The sequence below is a fragment of the Serratia sp. 22278 genome (genome assembly GCF_052045405.1).
GTDB lineage: Bacteria > Pseudomonadota > Gammaproteobacteria > Enterobacterales > Enterobacteriaceae > Serratia > Serratia marcescens.
This window is the reverse complement of sequence record NZ_JBQEOW010000001.1, coordinates 829,477-843,446: the sequence shown is the minus strand read 5'-3', so window position 1 is coordinate 843,446 and position 13,970 is coordinate 829,477. Positions and strand designations below refer to the sequence as shown.

The 13,970-nt window shown below is 61.8% G+C and carries 14 protein-coding genes; 9 read left to right on the top strand and 5 right to left on the bottom strand.

Annotated elements, in window-relative coordinates; genetic code table 11:
• The first annotated feature begins 4 nt into the window (after positions 1 to 4).
• The gene (malX, locus tag ACTJJ6_RS04235; RefSeq protein ID WP_033640468.1) at positions 5 to 1,624 is read left to right on the top strand and encodes a maltose/glucose-specific PTS transporter subunit IIBC; all 1,620 of its coding nucleotides are present in this window, start codon (positions 5 to 7) and stop codon (positions 1,622 to 1,624) included.
• Positions 1,617 to 2,798: a MalY/PatB family protein gene (locus ACTJJ6_RS04230; protein ID WP_143778940.1), complete on the top strand. Its 1,182-nt coding sequence runs from the start codon at positions 1,617 to 1,619 to the stop codon at positions 2,796 to 2,798. Before malX ends, ACTJJ6_RS04230 begins: the two co-directional genes overlap by 8 nt.
• Before the next feature lie 32 nt (positions 2,799 to 2,830).
• On the opposite strand, the gene ACTJJ6_RS04225 is transcribed toward ACTJJ6_RS04230, so the two are convergent.
• Together ACTJJ6_RS04225 and ACTJJ6_RS04220 are read right to left on the bottom strand one after the other, a co-directional pair.
• Positions 2,831 to 3,199 carry an NUDIX hydrolase gene (locus ACTJJ6_RS04225; RefSeq protein WP_143778939.1) on the bottom strand — a complete coding sequence of 123 codons (369 nt, stop codon included), beginning with the start codon at positions 3,197 to 3,199 and terminating at the stop codon, positions 2,831 to 2,833.
• Positions 3,196 to 3,792 (bottom strand): NUDIX domain-containing protein, encoded by a 597-nt coding sequence (locus ACTJJ6_RS04220; protein ID WP_143778938.1) that lies wholly within the window; start codon positions 3,790 to 3,792, stop codon positions 3,196 to 3,198. The genes ACTJJ6_RS04225 and ACTJJ6_RS04220 overlap by 4 nt, the downstream gene beginning before the upstream one ends.
• Positions 3,793 to 3,888: 96 nt before the next feature.
• On the opposite strand from ACTJJ6_RS04220, the gene ACTJJ6_RS04215 reads away from it, so the two are divergent.
• From ACTJJ6_RS04215 to ACTJJ6_RS04205, 3 genes are all read left to right on the top strand, one after another.
• The gene (locus tag ACTJJ6_RS04215) at positions 3,889 to 4,644 is read left to right on the top strand and encodes a DeoR/GlpR family DNA-binding transcription regulator (RefSeq protein ID WP_143778937.1); all 756 of its coding nucleotides are present in this window, start codon (positions 3,889 to 3,891) and stop codon (positions 4,642 to 4,644) included.
• Positions 4,645 to 4,779: 135 nt separating this feature from the next.
• Positions 4,780 to 5,778 carry an adenosine deaminase gene (gene add, locus ACTJJ6_RS04210; RefSeq protein ID WP_049298931.1) on the top strand — a complete coding sequence of 333 codons (999 nt, stop codon included), beginning with the start codon at positions 4,780 to 4,782 and terminating at the stop codon, positions 5,776 to 5,778.
• Positions 5,779 to 5,888: 110 nt separating this feature from the next.
• Entirely contained in the window at positions 5,889 to 6,434 is a 546-nt protein-coding gene (locus ACTJJ6_RS04205; RefSeq protein WP_016927888.1) for an AAA family ATPase, read from the top strand.
• An 11-nt stretch (positions 6,435 to 6,445) separates the two neighbouring features.
• Here ACTJJ6_RS04205 and ACTJJ6_RS04200 read toward each other — a convergent pair whose 3' ends face one another.
• Both ACTJJ6_RS04200 and ACTJJ6_RS04195 read right to left on the bottom strand, forming a co-directional pair.
• Entirely contained in the window at positions 6,446 to 7,450 is a 1,005-nt protein-coding gene (locus ACTJJ6_RS04200; RefSeq protein ID WP_016927889.1) for a bile acid:sodium symporter family protein, read from the bottom strand.
• A gap of 72 nt (positions 7,451 to 7,522) precedes the next feature.
• Positions 7,523 to 8,563 carry an oxidoreductase gene (locus ACTJJ6_RS04195; RefSeq protein ID WP_049298926.1) on the bottom strand — a complete coding sequence of 347 codons (1,041 nt, stop codon included), beginning with the start codon at positions 8,561 to 8,563 and terminating at the stop codon, positions 7,523 to 7,525.
• 222 nt (positions 8,564 to 8,785) lie between these two features.
• On the opposite strand from ACTJJ6_RS04195, the gene ACTJJ6_RS04190 reads away from it, so the two are divergent.
• The 4 genes from ACTJJ6_RS04190 (at position 8,786) to rsxC (ending at position 12,709) form a co-directional block, all read left to right on the top strand.
• Positions 8,786 to 9,226 (top strand): DUF2569 domain-containing protein, encoded by a 441-nt coding sequence (locus ACTJJ6_RS04190; protein WP_016927891.1) that lies wholly within the window; start codon positions 8,786 to 8,788, stop codon positions 9,224 to 9,226.
• Between the two features lie 135 nt (positions 9,227 to 9,361).
• The gene (rsxA, locus tag ACTJJ6_RS04185) at positions 9,362 to 9,943 is read left to right on the top strand and encodes an electron transport complex subunit RsxA (protein WP_004938443.1); all 582 of its coding nucleotides are present in this window, start codon (positions 9,362 to 9,364) and stop codon (positions 9,941 to 9,943) included.
• Positions 9,943 to 10,515: an electron transport complex subunit RsxB gene (gene rsxB, locus ACTJJ6_RS04180; protein ID WP_004938428.1), complete on the top strand. Its 573-nt coding sequence runs from the start codon at positions 9,943 to 9,945 to the stop codon at positions 10,513 to 10,515. The genes rsxA and rsxB overlap by 1 nt, the downstream gene beginning before the upstream one ends.
• Positions 10,508 to 12,709, top strand: coding sequence for an electron transport complex subunit RsxC (gene rsxC, locus ACTJJ6_RS04175; RefSeq protein ID WP_440827389.1), 2,202 nt, complete (start codon positions 10,508 to 10,510; stop codon positions 12,707 to 12,709). Before rsxB ends, rsxC begins: the two co-directional genes overlap by 8 nt.
• Positions 12,710 to 12,742: 33 nt before the next feature.
• Here the strand turns inward: rsxC and ACTJJ6_RS04170 are convergent, their stop codons facing one another.
• Entirely contained in the window at positions 12,743 to 13,636 is an 894-nt protein-coding gene (locus tag ACTJJ6_RS04170) for a helix-turn-helix domain-containing protein (RefSeq protein WP_016927894.1), read from the bottom strand.
• Between the last annotated feature and the right edge of the window lie 334 nt (positions 13,637 to 13,970).

The window sequence follows — 13,970 nt, the reverse complement described above, 5'->3', positions numbered from 1 at the left end:
GGTTATGTCAGCAGCCAACAAACCCAAAATCACCCTCTGGGAGTTCTTCCAGAGCCTGGGCAAAACGTTCATGTTGCCCGTCGCCTTGCTCTCTTTCTGCGGCATCATGCTGGGGATCGGCAGCTCGCTGAGCAGCCGCGACGTGATCACCCTGATGCCGTTTATCGGCCACCCGATCTTCCAGCTGATCTTTACCTGGATGAGCAAGGTAGGCTCCTTCGCCTTCAGCTTCCTGCCGGTGATGTTCGCCATCGCCATTCCGCTGGGCATGGCGCGCGAAAACAAAGGCGTCGCCGCCTTCTCCGGTTTCGTCGGCTTCGCCGTGCTGAATCTGGGCACCAACTTCTACCTGACCGCCGCCGGCGTGCTGCCCACCAGCGATCCGTTGGTGCTGAAAGCCAACAATATCCAGAACATCCTCGGCATTCAGTCGATCGATACCGGCATCCTCGGCGCGGTGATCGTCGGCATCATCGTCTATCGCCTGCATGAACGCTTCCACACCATCCGCCTGCCGGACGCGCTGGCGTTCTTCGGCGGCACGCGCTTCGTGCCGATCGTGACCACCGTGGTGCTGGGCCTGTGCGGCCTGGTGATCCCGCTGATCTGGCCGTGGTTCGCCGCCGGCATCACCGGGCTGGGTTGGGTGATCAACAGCGCCGGCGCCTTTGGCCCGATGCTGTTCGGCACCGGCGAACGCTTGCTGCTGCCGTTCGGCCTGCAGCACATTCTGGTGGCGCTGATCCGCTTTACCGAGGCAGGCGGCACGATGGAGGTGTGCGGCCACAGCGTCAGCGGCGCCCTGACCATCTTCCAGGCGCAGCTCTCCTGTCCGACCACCACCGGCTTCGCCGAGAGCGCCACCCGCTTCCTGTCGCAGGGTAAAATGCCGGCGTTCCTCGGGGGGCTGCCGGGCGCGGCGCTGGCGATGTACCACTGCGCCAAACCGGAGAACCGCCATAAAATCAAAGGGCTGTTGATTTCCGGCGTGGTGGCCTGCGTGGTTGGCGGCACCACCGAGCCGATCGAGTTCCTGTTCCTGTTCGTCGCGCCGTTCCTGTATCTGATCCACGCGCTGCTCACCGGGTTGGGCTTTACCGTGATGGCGCTGCTGGGCGTGACCATCGGCAACACCGACGGCAATATCATCGACTTCGTGGTGTTCGGCATTCTGCACGGCACCGCCACCAAGTGGTATCTGGTGCCGGTGGTGGCCGCCGTTTGGTTCGTCGGCTATTACGCCATTTTCCGCTTCGCCATCCAGCGCTTTAACATCAAAACGCCGGGCCGTGAGAGCGACAGCGCCGTCAGCCAAAGCGCGCCGAGCGGCGCGGTGGGCAAATCCGGCTACAACGTGCCGGCGATTCTGGCGGCCCTCGGCGGCCCGGGCAACATTATCACGCTGGACAACTGCATCACCCGCCTGCGCCTGTCGGTCAACGACATGAGCCGGGTGGACGACGCGGCGCTGAAAGCCAATCGCGCCATCGGCGTAGTGCATCTCAACGACCACAATCTGCAGGTGGTGATCGGCCCGCAGGTGCAATCGGTGAAAGATGAATTAGACTCACTGATAGCCACGGCGCAACCTGCCGCGGCGCTGCAGGGAGCCACCCATGTTTGATTTCTCCACCCCGATCGACCGCCACGGCACCTGGTGCACCCAGTGGGACTATATCGCCGATCGTTTCGGCAGCGACGACCTGCTGCCGTTCACCATCTCCGATATGGATTTCGCCACCGCGCCGTGCATTCTCGAGGCGCTGCAACAGCGCCTGCAGCACGGCGTGCTGGGCTACAGCCGCTGGCAGCACGAAGATTTTCTCGGCGCGCTGCGCCACTGGTATCAGCAACGTTTCAACGTCGCCATCGACACCGCAACGGCGGTGTACGGCCCTTCCGTTATCTACATGGCGGCGCAGCTGATCCGCCAATGGTCCGTACCGGGCGACTATGTGGTGACCCATACCCCGGCTTACGACGCCTTCTACAAGGTGATCCTCGCCAACCAACGCCAGCTGTTGGCCTGCCCGCTGCACAAGGCCGGCGACGACTGGCGCTGCGACATGGCGCACCTTGAGGCGTTGCTGGCGCGGCCGCAAACCAAGATCCTGCTGCTGTGCAGCCCGCACAACCCCACCGGCAAGGTGTGGCGCCGCGACGAGCTGCAGCAAATGGCCGAACTGTGCGAGCGCCACGACGTGCGCGTCATCAGCGACGAAATCCACATGGATATGGTATGGGGTGAACACCGCCATACACCGTGGAGCCAGGTGGCGACCGGCGCCTGGGCCTTGCTGACCTCCGGCTCCAAGAGTTTTAACATTCCGGCACTGACCGGCGCCTACGGCTTTATCAGCGACGACGCCAGCCGCGAAACCTATTTCCAGCAGCTCAAAGCCCGCGACGGCCTCTCCTCGCCGGCGGTGCTGGCGGTGGCGGCGCACGTGGCCGCCTATCGCCACGGCGCACCCTGGCTGGACGCCCTGCGCGACTATCTGCAGGATAATCTGACCTACGTCGCCGAGCGGCTGGAGCAGGCGTTTCCCGCGCTGGGCTGGCACCCGCCGCAGGCCACCTACCTGGCCTGGATCGATCTGCGGCCGCTGGCCGTGGACGATCGGGCGCTGCAGCAGGTGCTGATCGAGCGTGAAAAGGTGGCGATCATGCCGGGCTTTACCTACGGCGAAGAAGGCCGCGGGTTCCTGCGCCTCAACGTCGGCTGCCCGCGCAGCAAGCTGGAAGCCGGCATGGACAAGCTGATCGCCGGATTGAGGTTTGTGCTGGACGAGCAATAGCGCGAGGGGGCGAGCCTCTGCCCGCCCCTCCGTTACGTCTGAACAAACGGGATTTCCTCCAGATGACGATAGACCGCCAATCCCCATTCGCTAGCCAACCGCACGTCGTTATCGGCCCCCGCAGACACCCCTTCGATGCGATACACCGCCTGACACTGCGCAATCAGTCGGTGAGCCACCGGGTAAAGAAACGCCTCGCTGACCGCATCGCCAACCTGAGTGGAACCGGCCGCGGCCGCCAAAGGCAGCGCCAGCCACTCGCCGATCACCGGCACGTGCCCCCGCTGGTAAACCGCCAGCGCCGCCTGTTCCAGGCGCGCCAGATTGGCGGCGATACGCTGCGGATCGCCATCGGTGCCGCTGCGATAGGGTCCGGCGATCAAGATTTGTTGTGCTTTCATCGTTGTTCCTCCAACGTCCGATTCAAGGCGACAAACTGCAGCAGCATGATGGTTTTGGCGTCAACGATCGTACCCTGACGAACCGCCTGCAGGGCCTGCGCCAGCGGCAGCTCGATCACCTCCAAATCTTCCCCCTCCGCCGCCAGCCCGCCGCCCTCGTTGAGGCGATCGCTCGCCTGATATTCACCGACGAAAAAGTGCAGCTTTTCGGTGACCGAGCCAGGGCTCATGTACGCCTCAAACACTTTCTCCACGTTCTGCACGAAATAGCCGGTTTCCTCTTTAACTTCGGCGCGGATGCGCGCCTCCGGCGACGCGTCGTCCAACAGCCCGGCGGCGGCCTCAATCAGCATGCCGTCATGACCGTTGACGAACACCGGAAAGCGGAACTGGCGCGTCAGGATCACCGTTTGCGCCTGCCGGTTGAACAGCAAAATCACCGCGCCGTCACCGCGATCGTAAGTCTCACGGCTTTGCCGTTGCCAGACGCCGTCGCGCCGCAGAAAATCAAAGGTGGTTTTTTTCAGCAGGTACCAGTCATCGGACAACACCCGGGTTTCGACAATGCGAATCCTGTCTTTGGTGGCTATCATCGTTTTACTCCGCCAGAGGAAGGAAATTGATACTATCGTGCAGTTTCGTGTATGATCAAGATATTTCGCGCATAGGAAATTTGAGAGGAAATGGCCATGTTGACCAGCCAACGCAAGAAGATCATTTTGGAAAAACTGGCCCAGGATGGTCAGGTCTTGGCCAAACAGCTCAGCGAGATGTTCGGGCTGTCGGAAGATACGGTCCGGCGCGATCTGCGTGAACTGGACGCCGAGGGGTTGCTGCAGCGGGTGCACGGCGGCGCCCTGCCGGTTTCTTCCGCCATCGCCAGCTTCGCCGAACGCAATCACTTGGAATCCGGCGCCAAACGCGCGATCGCCAAAGCGGCGGCGGCGCTGATCGCCCCCGGCCAGGTGGTGATCATCGACGGCGGCACCACCTCCGCAGAGCTGGTCAGGCAACTGCCGGCCAACCTCAACGCCACCATCGTCACCCACAGCCCCAGCGTCGCCGTGGGGTTGGTCGATCACCCCACCGTCGAGGTGATCCTGATCGGCGGCCGACTGTATAAGCATTCGATCGTCAGCGTCGGCGCCGCCGCCGTAGAAGCGATGTCGCATATCCGCGCCGATATTTATTTCATGGGCGTGACCGGCGTGCACCCCACCGCGGGGCTGAGCACCGGCGATCTGGAGGAGGCCTACATCAAACGCGCGCTGGCGGCCCGCGCGGCGGAAACCGTGGTGCTGGCCTCCGCCGCCAAGCTTAACGCCGCCTCGCAGTATGCGATCGGCGATATTACGCTGGCGCATACCATCATCGTTGAACGCGCCACCGACGACGCATTGATCGCGCCGTTGCAGCAGGCGGGCGTCAGCGTGTTGAAAGCCTGATTCGCGACGATAATGCGATATATTGCGCATTATTTGTGATTCACATCACTTTTTTATGCAACGCGATGGCAAGTTTCATCCATTTGTTTTTATACTGTTCTGCACTTTACCTACGATAATTAGCGAGTGCCCAGCATGATCGATCCCCGCCTACCGCTTACCGATATTCACCGCCATCTCGACGGCAACATCCGCGCGCAGACCATTCTCGACCTCGGCCGCCAGTTCAATCTTGCCCTGCCGGCCAACGATTTGGAGAGCCTGCGCCCGCACGTGCAGATCACCCATGCCGAACCGGATCTGGTCAGCTTCCTGCAGAAACTGGACTGGGGCGTGGCGGTGCTGGGCGATCTGGACGCCTGCCGCCGGGTGGCTTACGAAAACGTCGAGGATGCCGCCAACGCCGGCCTGCACTATGCCGAGCTGCGTTTCTCCCCTTACTACATGGCGATGAAACATCAACTGCCGGTCGCCGGCGTGGTGGAAGCGGTGATCGACGGGATCCGTTCGGGCTGCCGCGATCGCGATATCGACATTCGCCTGATCGGCATCATGAGCCGCACCTTCGGCGAGGCCGCCTGTCTGCAGGAACTGGAAGGATTGCTGGCGCACCGCGACGGCATTACCGCGCTGGATTTGGCGGGCGATGAGCTGGGCTTCCCCGGCAGCCTGTTCCTCAGCCACTTCAACCGCGCCCGCGACGCCGGCCTGCGCATCACCGTGCACGCGGGCGAAGCCGCCGGCCCGGAAAGCATCTGGCAGGCGATCCGCGAGCTGGGCGCCGAACGTATCGGCCACGGGGTGAAAGCGGTCGAAGATCCGGCGCTGATGGACTTCCTGGCGGAACACGGCATCGGCATCGAATCCTGCCTGACCTCCAACATCCAGACCAGCACCGTGCCGTCACTGGCGCAGCATCCGCTGGCCACCTTCCTGCGCCATGGCGTGCTGGCGTCGATCAACACCGACGATCCGGCGGTTCAGGGCATCGAGATCGAGCATGAATACCGCGTCGCCGCGCCGCAGGCCGGGCTGACGCCGGCAGAAATCCGCACCGCGCAGGAAAACGGCCTGAAGCTGGCTTTCCTCAGCGAGCAGGAAAAACAGGCGCTGCGCGCCAAAGTTCAAGGCTAATCTCCCAAGGCGCCAAACGGCGCCTTCTTCTCATCCCCCCGTTTTCTTCCGCCTGCGCGTCTTTATCGCTGTTTTCACCCCATCACTCTGTTGCAAGAGAGGAATTCCGCATGTCTGACAAACTACGCCGCATCGTGCTGACCGGCGGCCCGGGTTCGGGCAAAAGCACGCTCATCGACGTTCTTCATCGCCGTGGTTACCCGCACTCCTTGGAGGCGGGCCGGGCGATTATTCAGGATCAGGTGAGTACCGGCGGCCATGCGCTGCCGTGGGGCGATCGCCAGGCCTTCGCCGAGCGGATGCTCGATTGGGAACTGCGCTCATGGCGCGAAGCGACGGGGGAAACATGCTGGTTCTTCGATCGCGGGCTGCCGGATATCGCCGGGTATCTCACGCTGTGCAGACTGCCGATCCCCGCGCATTTGACGGCGGCGATCGGCGCCTTTCGCTATGCCGAAAGGGTGTTCATCGCCCCGCCGTGGCAAGCGATCTACGCGCAGGACAGCGAGAGAAAACAATCTTTCGCCGAAGCCGAGCTGACCTACCGGGCAATGGTGGCCGTCTATCGCCGCTATGGCTATCAGCTGCAAGAACTGCCGCGCGCCTCACCGGACGAACGCGCCGACTTTCTGCTCGACGCGCTGAGCCACCGTTAGCGGCCTGCGGCCTATTTGGCCACCAGCGCCTCCGCTTCGGCCCGCTGTTTGGCGGTTTTACGCGCATAGCGCTGCGCCAGCACCGCGCACACCATCAGTTGAACCTGGTGGAAAATCATCAGCGGCAGCACCATGGCGCCCACCGCCGCGGCCGGGAACAGCACGTTGGCCATAGGAATGCCGTTCGCCAGGCTCTTTTTCGAACCGCAGAAAACGATGGTGATCTCATCGGCGGTGTTGAAGCCCAGCCAGCGCGCCGCGTAGGTGTTGATCACCAGCACCACCGTCAGCAGCACCAGCGACATCACCAGGATGGTCAGCAGCGACCAACCGTCGATGCGGTGCCAAATCCCTTCCACCACCGCCGCGCTGAACGCGGTATACACCACCAGCAGGATCGACGAACGGTCGGTCAGGTTGATCAGCTTGCGATGACGGTCGATCCACTTGCCGATCAATGGCCGCGCCAGGTGACCGATCACGAACGGCACCATCAATTGCAAAATGATTGAACCGATGGCGTGCAGCACGTCGGTATTGCCGCCCTGAGTATGCATCAACGCCCCCACCAGCAGCGGCGACAGGAACACGCCAAGAATGCTCGACGCCGAGGCGCTGCAGATCGCCGCCGCCACGTTGCCGCCTGCCGCCGAGGTAAAAGCGATGGCCGACTGCACCGTGGCCGGCAGCGCGCACAGATAGAGGAAGCCGAGATAGACCGTCGGCGTCATGATGCCCGGCACCAGCAGGTTCATCGCCAGCCCGAGCAGCGGGAACAGCGCAAAGGTGCTGAGGAACACCAGCAGATGCAGCTTCCAGTGACTCATGCCGGCGATGATCGCCTCGCGCGACAGCTTGGCGCCGTGCATAAAGAACAGCAGCGCGATGGCCGCGGTGGTCAGGTGTTCAAAGAAGGTTTTCCAGATGCCTTCGCAGGGGAACAGCGAGGCGACGATCACCACCAAAATCAGAACCAGCAAAAATTTATCAATGCGCAAACGCTGCAACCAGGACATGAAACGAATTTCCTTGCACGTAAAGTCGTAAAAAGGCCCGACGCTTCGCCGGGCACAGAGAAATGGGCAGTATCAAACCACCGGCAGCGCCTGCTGCAGCCGGGCCGATTCCAGCCCCAGTTCGATCAATGCCATCACCGCGATGGCGTCGGCGGCCGGCACCGGGTTTTCGCCTGTACCGGCGATCGCGTCGCGCACCGCCGCGTAATAAGCCGGGTAATTGCCGGGAATGTTGAGCAGCGGTTGCTCCGCCAGCAGATCGTCACGTGACAGCGTCACTATACCCTCGCGCATGTCATAGCCCCAATCGGCCTGCGGCAGACGCTCGCCGGCCTTCAGTCGGTCTTCCTGCGGATCGAGGCCGTATTTGACATAGCTGCCGCGGGTGCCGTGCACCACGTAGCGCGGGCTCTCTGCCGCCGCCAGCATGCTGGCGTGCAGCACCACACGGCGATCGCCATAGCTCAGCAGCGCGTGGAAATAGTCCACCGCCTGCGCTCCCGGCCGCAGCTCACCCAGATCGACAAACAGCCGTTCGGGTTTGCCGAAGAGTTGCAGCGCCTGATCGAGCAGATGCGGCCCCAAATCGAACCAGATGCCGCTGCCGACGCCGCCTTGTTCACGCCAGCGCTGGCGCACCTGCGGCCGGTAGCGATCGAAATGCGACTCGAAATACACCACCTCGCCCAGCGAACCGTCCTTTAACAGCGCTTTAAGGGTAAGGAAATCGCTGTCCCAGCGGCGGTTGTGGAACACCGACAGCAGTAAACCGCTCTGCTGCGCCTGCTGTTGCAGCGCCTGCGCTTGTGACAACGTCACGGTAAACGGTTTATCCACCACCACGTGCTTGCCGGCGGCCAACGCCTGCTGCGCCAGCGGGAAATGGGTATCGTTGGGGGTAGGAATGACGATCAGATCGAGGGCCGGATCGGCGAACAGCGCTTGCGCATCCCCCACCACCGTCATCGACGGCCAGTCGGCGTGCACTTTGCCGGCATCGCTGCTGGAGACGGCGGCCAACTCCAGCCCCGGCGTACCGGCAATCAGCGGCGCATGAAAGGTTTTGCCGGCGTAGCCGTAACCGACCAGCCCGACACGAATTTTCTCAGCCATGGGATTTCCTCTTGCTGGCTCACGACAGACCCTTTCGATTTGACACCATGCGGCCGGATGGAACAAGAAGTAAATGAGATGTTAATTCGAAGCGAGGCAGGAGTAGCCAAACGTGCGGCCCGGCGTCGCGATGCCGAGCTATCCGCTTGATAGAGATGACGAAGCCTATATTACCCGCTAAGCTATGCCGCCTGTGATCCCCGTTTCAATCAGGAAGCCTTTATGTCTCAAGCTGAATACACTCGTATCGGCGGTTGGTTGCTGGCCCCGCTGGCCTATCTGATCGTCACCCTGCTCAGCGCCAGCCTGATGCTGCTCCTGTACGCCATGGCGATCTTCATGCCCGAGTCGCGCGATTATCTGTTGACCAACGCCCAGGCGTTTACCCTGCAATGGTACTTTTCGGTGCTGACCACGCTTTTGATGTGGGGCTTCACCCTGTGGCTGGTGTTTCTATTTTGCCAGCGCTCGCAGCGCTTCCCCAAACTGTTCTTGTTATGGCTGCTGATCACGGTGATCCTGGCGGTGAAAGCCTTCGCCTTTGCGCCGGTACCGGATGAAGTGGCGGTGCGCAGCCTCGGCTGGCCGCTGCTGATGGCGGCGCTGCTGGTGCCTTATATCAAGCGCTCGCAGCGGGTCAAAGGCACCTTTACCGAACGTTAATGGCGATTGCAGCACGTTTTATCGGGTTTTTTGTGTAAATTTTCGCCAAAAAAGGCAATACCCCTGCGATTCATATGTTGTCGTCCGGCCGCCGATTCCCGATAATAGGCGGCTTTTATTTTTTTAGGCATCGCAATGACCGAATACCTGCTCCTGTTTGTCGGCACCGTACTGGTGAACAACTTCGTTCTGGTGAAGTTTCTTGGCCTGTGCCCGTTCCTCGGCGTTTCCAAGAAGCTGGAAAGCGCCATCGGCATGGGAATGGCCACCACCTTCGTCATGACGCTGGCCTCCGTCAGCGCCTGGGTGATCAACACCTTTATTCTGGTTCCGCTGGATCTGGTGTATCTGCGCACGCTCTCCTTCATTCTGGTGATCGCCGTCGTCGTTCAGTTCACCGAGATGGTGGTGCGCAAGACCAGCCCGGCGCTCTACCGCCTGCTGGGCATCTTCCTGCCGCTGATCACCACCAACTGTGCGGTGCTGGGCGTAGCGTTGCTTAACGTCAACCTCGGCTATAACTTCCTGCAGTCCGCCGTTTACGGCTTCAGCGCCGCCGCCGGTTTCTCGCTGGTGATGGTGCTGTTCGCCGCCATTCGCGAACGTCTGGCGGTCGCCGACGTGCCGGCGCCGTTCCGCGGTTCCTCGATCGCGCTGATCACCGCCGGGCTGATGTCGCTGGCCTTTATGGGCTTTACCGGGCTGGTGAAATTCTAATGACTGCGTTGTGGATAGCTATCGCGGCTTTGAGCGCGCTCGGGCTGCTGTTCGGACTGGTGCTGGGCTACGCCGCGCGCCGTTTTGAGGTGGAAGAGGATCCGGTCGCCGAGCAGGTCGACGCGATCCTGCCGCAGAGCCAGTGCGGGCAGTGCGGCTACCCCGGCTGTCGCCCCTATGCCGAGGCGGTAGCCAACGGCGAGATGATCAACAAATGCGCGCCGGGCGGCGAACAGGTGATGCTGAAACTGGCGGAGCTGCTCAACGTAGAGCCGCAGCCGCTGGGCAGCGAAGCCGCCGCCGAGCCGGAGCGTAAAGTGGCCTATATCGACGAGGCCAACTGCATCGGCTGCACCAAGTGCATTCAGGCCTGCCCGGTGGACGCCATCGTCGGCGCCACCCGCGCCATGCACACCGTCATCACCGACCTCTGTACCGGCTGCGATCTGTGCGTCGCCCCTTGCCCTACCGACTGTATTGAAATGAGACCGGTCGCTACCACCACCGCCAACTGGAAGTGGGACATGAAGACGATCCCGGTGCAAGTGATCCACGTGGAGCAACATGCTTAATCTGTTCGCCGCCTTTAAAAAAGACCGGATCTGGGATTTCGACGGCGGGATCCATCCACCGGAAATGAAAACGCAGTCCAGCGGTGCGCCGCTGCGTGTCGCGCCCCTGCCCAAGACCTTTATCATTCCGCTGCAGCAGCATTTGGGGCCGGAAGGCGAGCTGTGCGTCAGCGCCGGCGATCGGGTGTTGAAAGGCCAACCTCTGACCGTCGGCCGCGGCCGCACCGTGCCGGTGCATGCCCCGACCTCGGGCACCGTCAGCGCCATTACCCCGCACATCACCGCTCACCCGTCCGGGCTGACGGAGCTGTGCGTGATTATCGAGGCAGACGGGGAAGACCGCTGGTGCGAGCGCGATCCGGTGGCGGACTATCGCCAATCGCCCGCCACGGAACTGATTCAACGTATTCATCAGGCCGGCATCGCCGGCCTGGGCGGCGCCGGTTTCCCGACCGCCAGCAAACTGCAAGGCGGCATGAGCGGCGTGGAAACGCTGATCCTCAACGCCGCCGAGTGCGAGCCTTACATCACCGCCGACGATCGCCTGATGCAGGAACATGCCGATCAGATCATTGAAGGCACGCAGATCCTGCAACACATTCTGCAGCCCAAGGTCACGCTGATCGGCATCGAAGACAACAAGCCGGAGGCAATCGCGGCGCTGAAACTGGCGTTGCGCGGCCAGTCCGGCATTGCGCTGCGCGTCATCCCGACCAAATACCCGTCCGGCGGCGCCAAGCAGCTGACCAAAATTTTGACCGGCAAGGAAGTGCCGCACGGCAAGCACTCCTCCGCTATCGGCGTATTGATGCAAAACGTCGGCACCGCCTTCGCCATCAAGCGAGCGATCGTCGACGGCGAACCGCTGATTGAGCGCGTAGTGACCCTGACCGGCGAGGCGATTGAGCGCCCCGGCAATCTGTGGGCTCGCATCGGCACGCCGGTGCAGCACCTGCTCGACGTCGTCGGTTTCCGCCCGCAGGCGCAGCAGATGGTGGTCATGGGCGGCCCGCTGATGGGCTTCACCCTGCCCGCGCTGAACGTGCCGATCGTCAAGATCAGCAACTGCATTCTGGCGCCGACGGTGGATGAAATGACGCCGCAGGAACCGGAGCAGTCCTGCATCCGCTGCGGCCTGTGCGTAGACGCTTGCCCTGCCGGGCTGCTGCCACAACAGCTGTACTGGTTCAGCCGTGGACAGGAGCACGACAAGGCGCGCAACCATAACCTGTTCGACTGCATCGAATGCGGCGCCTGCGCGTTCGTCTGCCCCAGCAATATCCCGCTGGTACAGTACTACCGGCAGGAAAAGGCCGAAATCAAGGCTATCGATCTGGAAGCGGCGCGCACCGCCGAGGCCAAGGCGCGTTACGAGGCCAAACTGGCGCGTCTGGAGCGTGAAAAACTGGCGCGTGAAGAGCGACATAAAAAGGCCGCCGTCAAACTGACCGACGACGATCAGGGCGCAGTGCAGGCCGCGCTGGCGCGCGTGCGCAGCAAGAATGCCGAAGCGGCGGTTACGCCGGTCAACGGCCAGCAGCCGGACAACAGCGAGATGATCGCCGCCCGCGAAGCGCGTAAAGCGCAGGCGCGCGAACGTCGTGCCCAGCTGGCTGCCGAGGTGGAAACGGAAGCGCCACCGGCGACCGCCGGCGACGACGCGCGTAAAGCCGCCGTGGCCGCGGCGCTGGCCCGCGTGAAAGCGCGCAAAGAGGCGCCGGCCGCAGACAGCTCCGCCCCGGCGGCAACAGAGGACGATCCGCGCAAAACGGCCGTTGCGGCCGCCCTGGCGCGCGTGAAGGCCAAAAAGGCAGAGCAGCAGGCGGATGCCCCTGCTCCAGCGGAACCGGCGCCGGCTCCAGCCGAAGAGGATCCGCGCAAGGCGGCGGTCGCGGCGGCACTGGCGCGCGTAAAAGCCAAGAAAGCCGCGCAACAGGCGGATGCCTCTGCACCGGCGGAACCGGCGCCGGCTGCAGCCGAAGAAGAACCGCGCAAGGCGGCGGTCGCGGCGGCTATCGCCCGCGCCAAAGCCAAGAAAGCCGCGCAACAGACGGATGCCTCTGCACCGGCGGAACCGGCGCCGGTTGCAGCCGAAGAAGATCCGCGCAAGGCGGCGGTCGCGGCGGCTATCGCCCGCGCCAAAGCCAAAAAAGCCGCCAGGGAATCGCTGGCGGCGGAAACGGAAGACAAATGATGACAGCGGCGCCTGGCTGACGCCGGGCGCCGTTTAATCGATAGAGATCAGGTAGGTGTAATCCACTTCAATCTGGCGCAGTTTGGATTCCGGATTCCACTCTTTGGTTTGAATGATCTCCATTTCCATACTGCCGCGCACTTCATCCTTCAACCCCGGCATCACATGCGACATCAGGTAGCCGAAAAACTGCAAACACTCTTTCGCCGACCCCTTATGGTTGATAGAGATAAACTCGCGGCTCGGCAAATGGAAGGTGTCTATCTGATGGTTGGAAAGAATATCCTTTCTGTGTTCAGGATCGACCGCCATCACCAGCGTGGATGAGAGCTCGTCGCCCTCCCCGGCATGAGGGGAGTAGATGCTGTAAATCCGCCGACAGTCAACGTGCAGCCCCTTGAAGAAGTCGTTGAAAATCTCGTCCTTCATCGCCATGCAGGACGAGTACTCCAGCTCCTGTTCGGAGGCGAAATCCAGCCGGCGCGTGAAGCCGACCAACTGCATGTCGGGCAGCGTCAGCCGCTTCACTTCCGGGTAATAACCGGCGCCGTAGCTGGCTTCGAAGTTAAAGCGCGGCATCAGGTTTTTCACGTCCCAGTGCTCCATCGAGCGATAGCGATTGGGGGTGGTGCCGAAGCGCTGCTTGAACATGCGGGTAAAAGTCTGCTGAGAGTCGAAGCCCAGCTCATCGGAGATGTCGATGATGGAGCGACGGGTGATACGCAGCGCCACCGCGGCGCGTGTCAGGATGCGCGAACGGATATAGGTGGCGAGTTGAATGCCGGTAATACGCTTAAATTTACGCTGCAGATGCCACTTGGAATAGCCCGAAATACGCGCGACTTCATCCAGGTTTGGCCGTTTCTCCAGATGTATCTCCACCCACTCAATTAGCTCTTCAATAAAAAAAATGTCTTCATTTGTCATTATTATGGATTCACTGACTCAATAATGTTCGCGATAGTAACCTACACGGATTATGTGAAAGTTGTTATTTTGTGCGGAAGTCTGGAGAAAAATGATATCTCATTCATACGCTTACCCCATTTCCCGCGGTCGATGGCGGCACAAGTTCCACTGACAATTCCTCACGTTAGCCCATTTCCCGGCCAAAAAAAAATCAAATCGCGCCGCCCCGATCGCCAGATGCGCGGAAAGCCGAATACCCCTATCATTAAGGCGTATTACCCTCGCATCGAATCAGGTAGAATGCTCGGCTATCATTTTTGCCGCGCCCGCAGTATGGCGCATCGAAACTGCC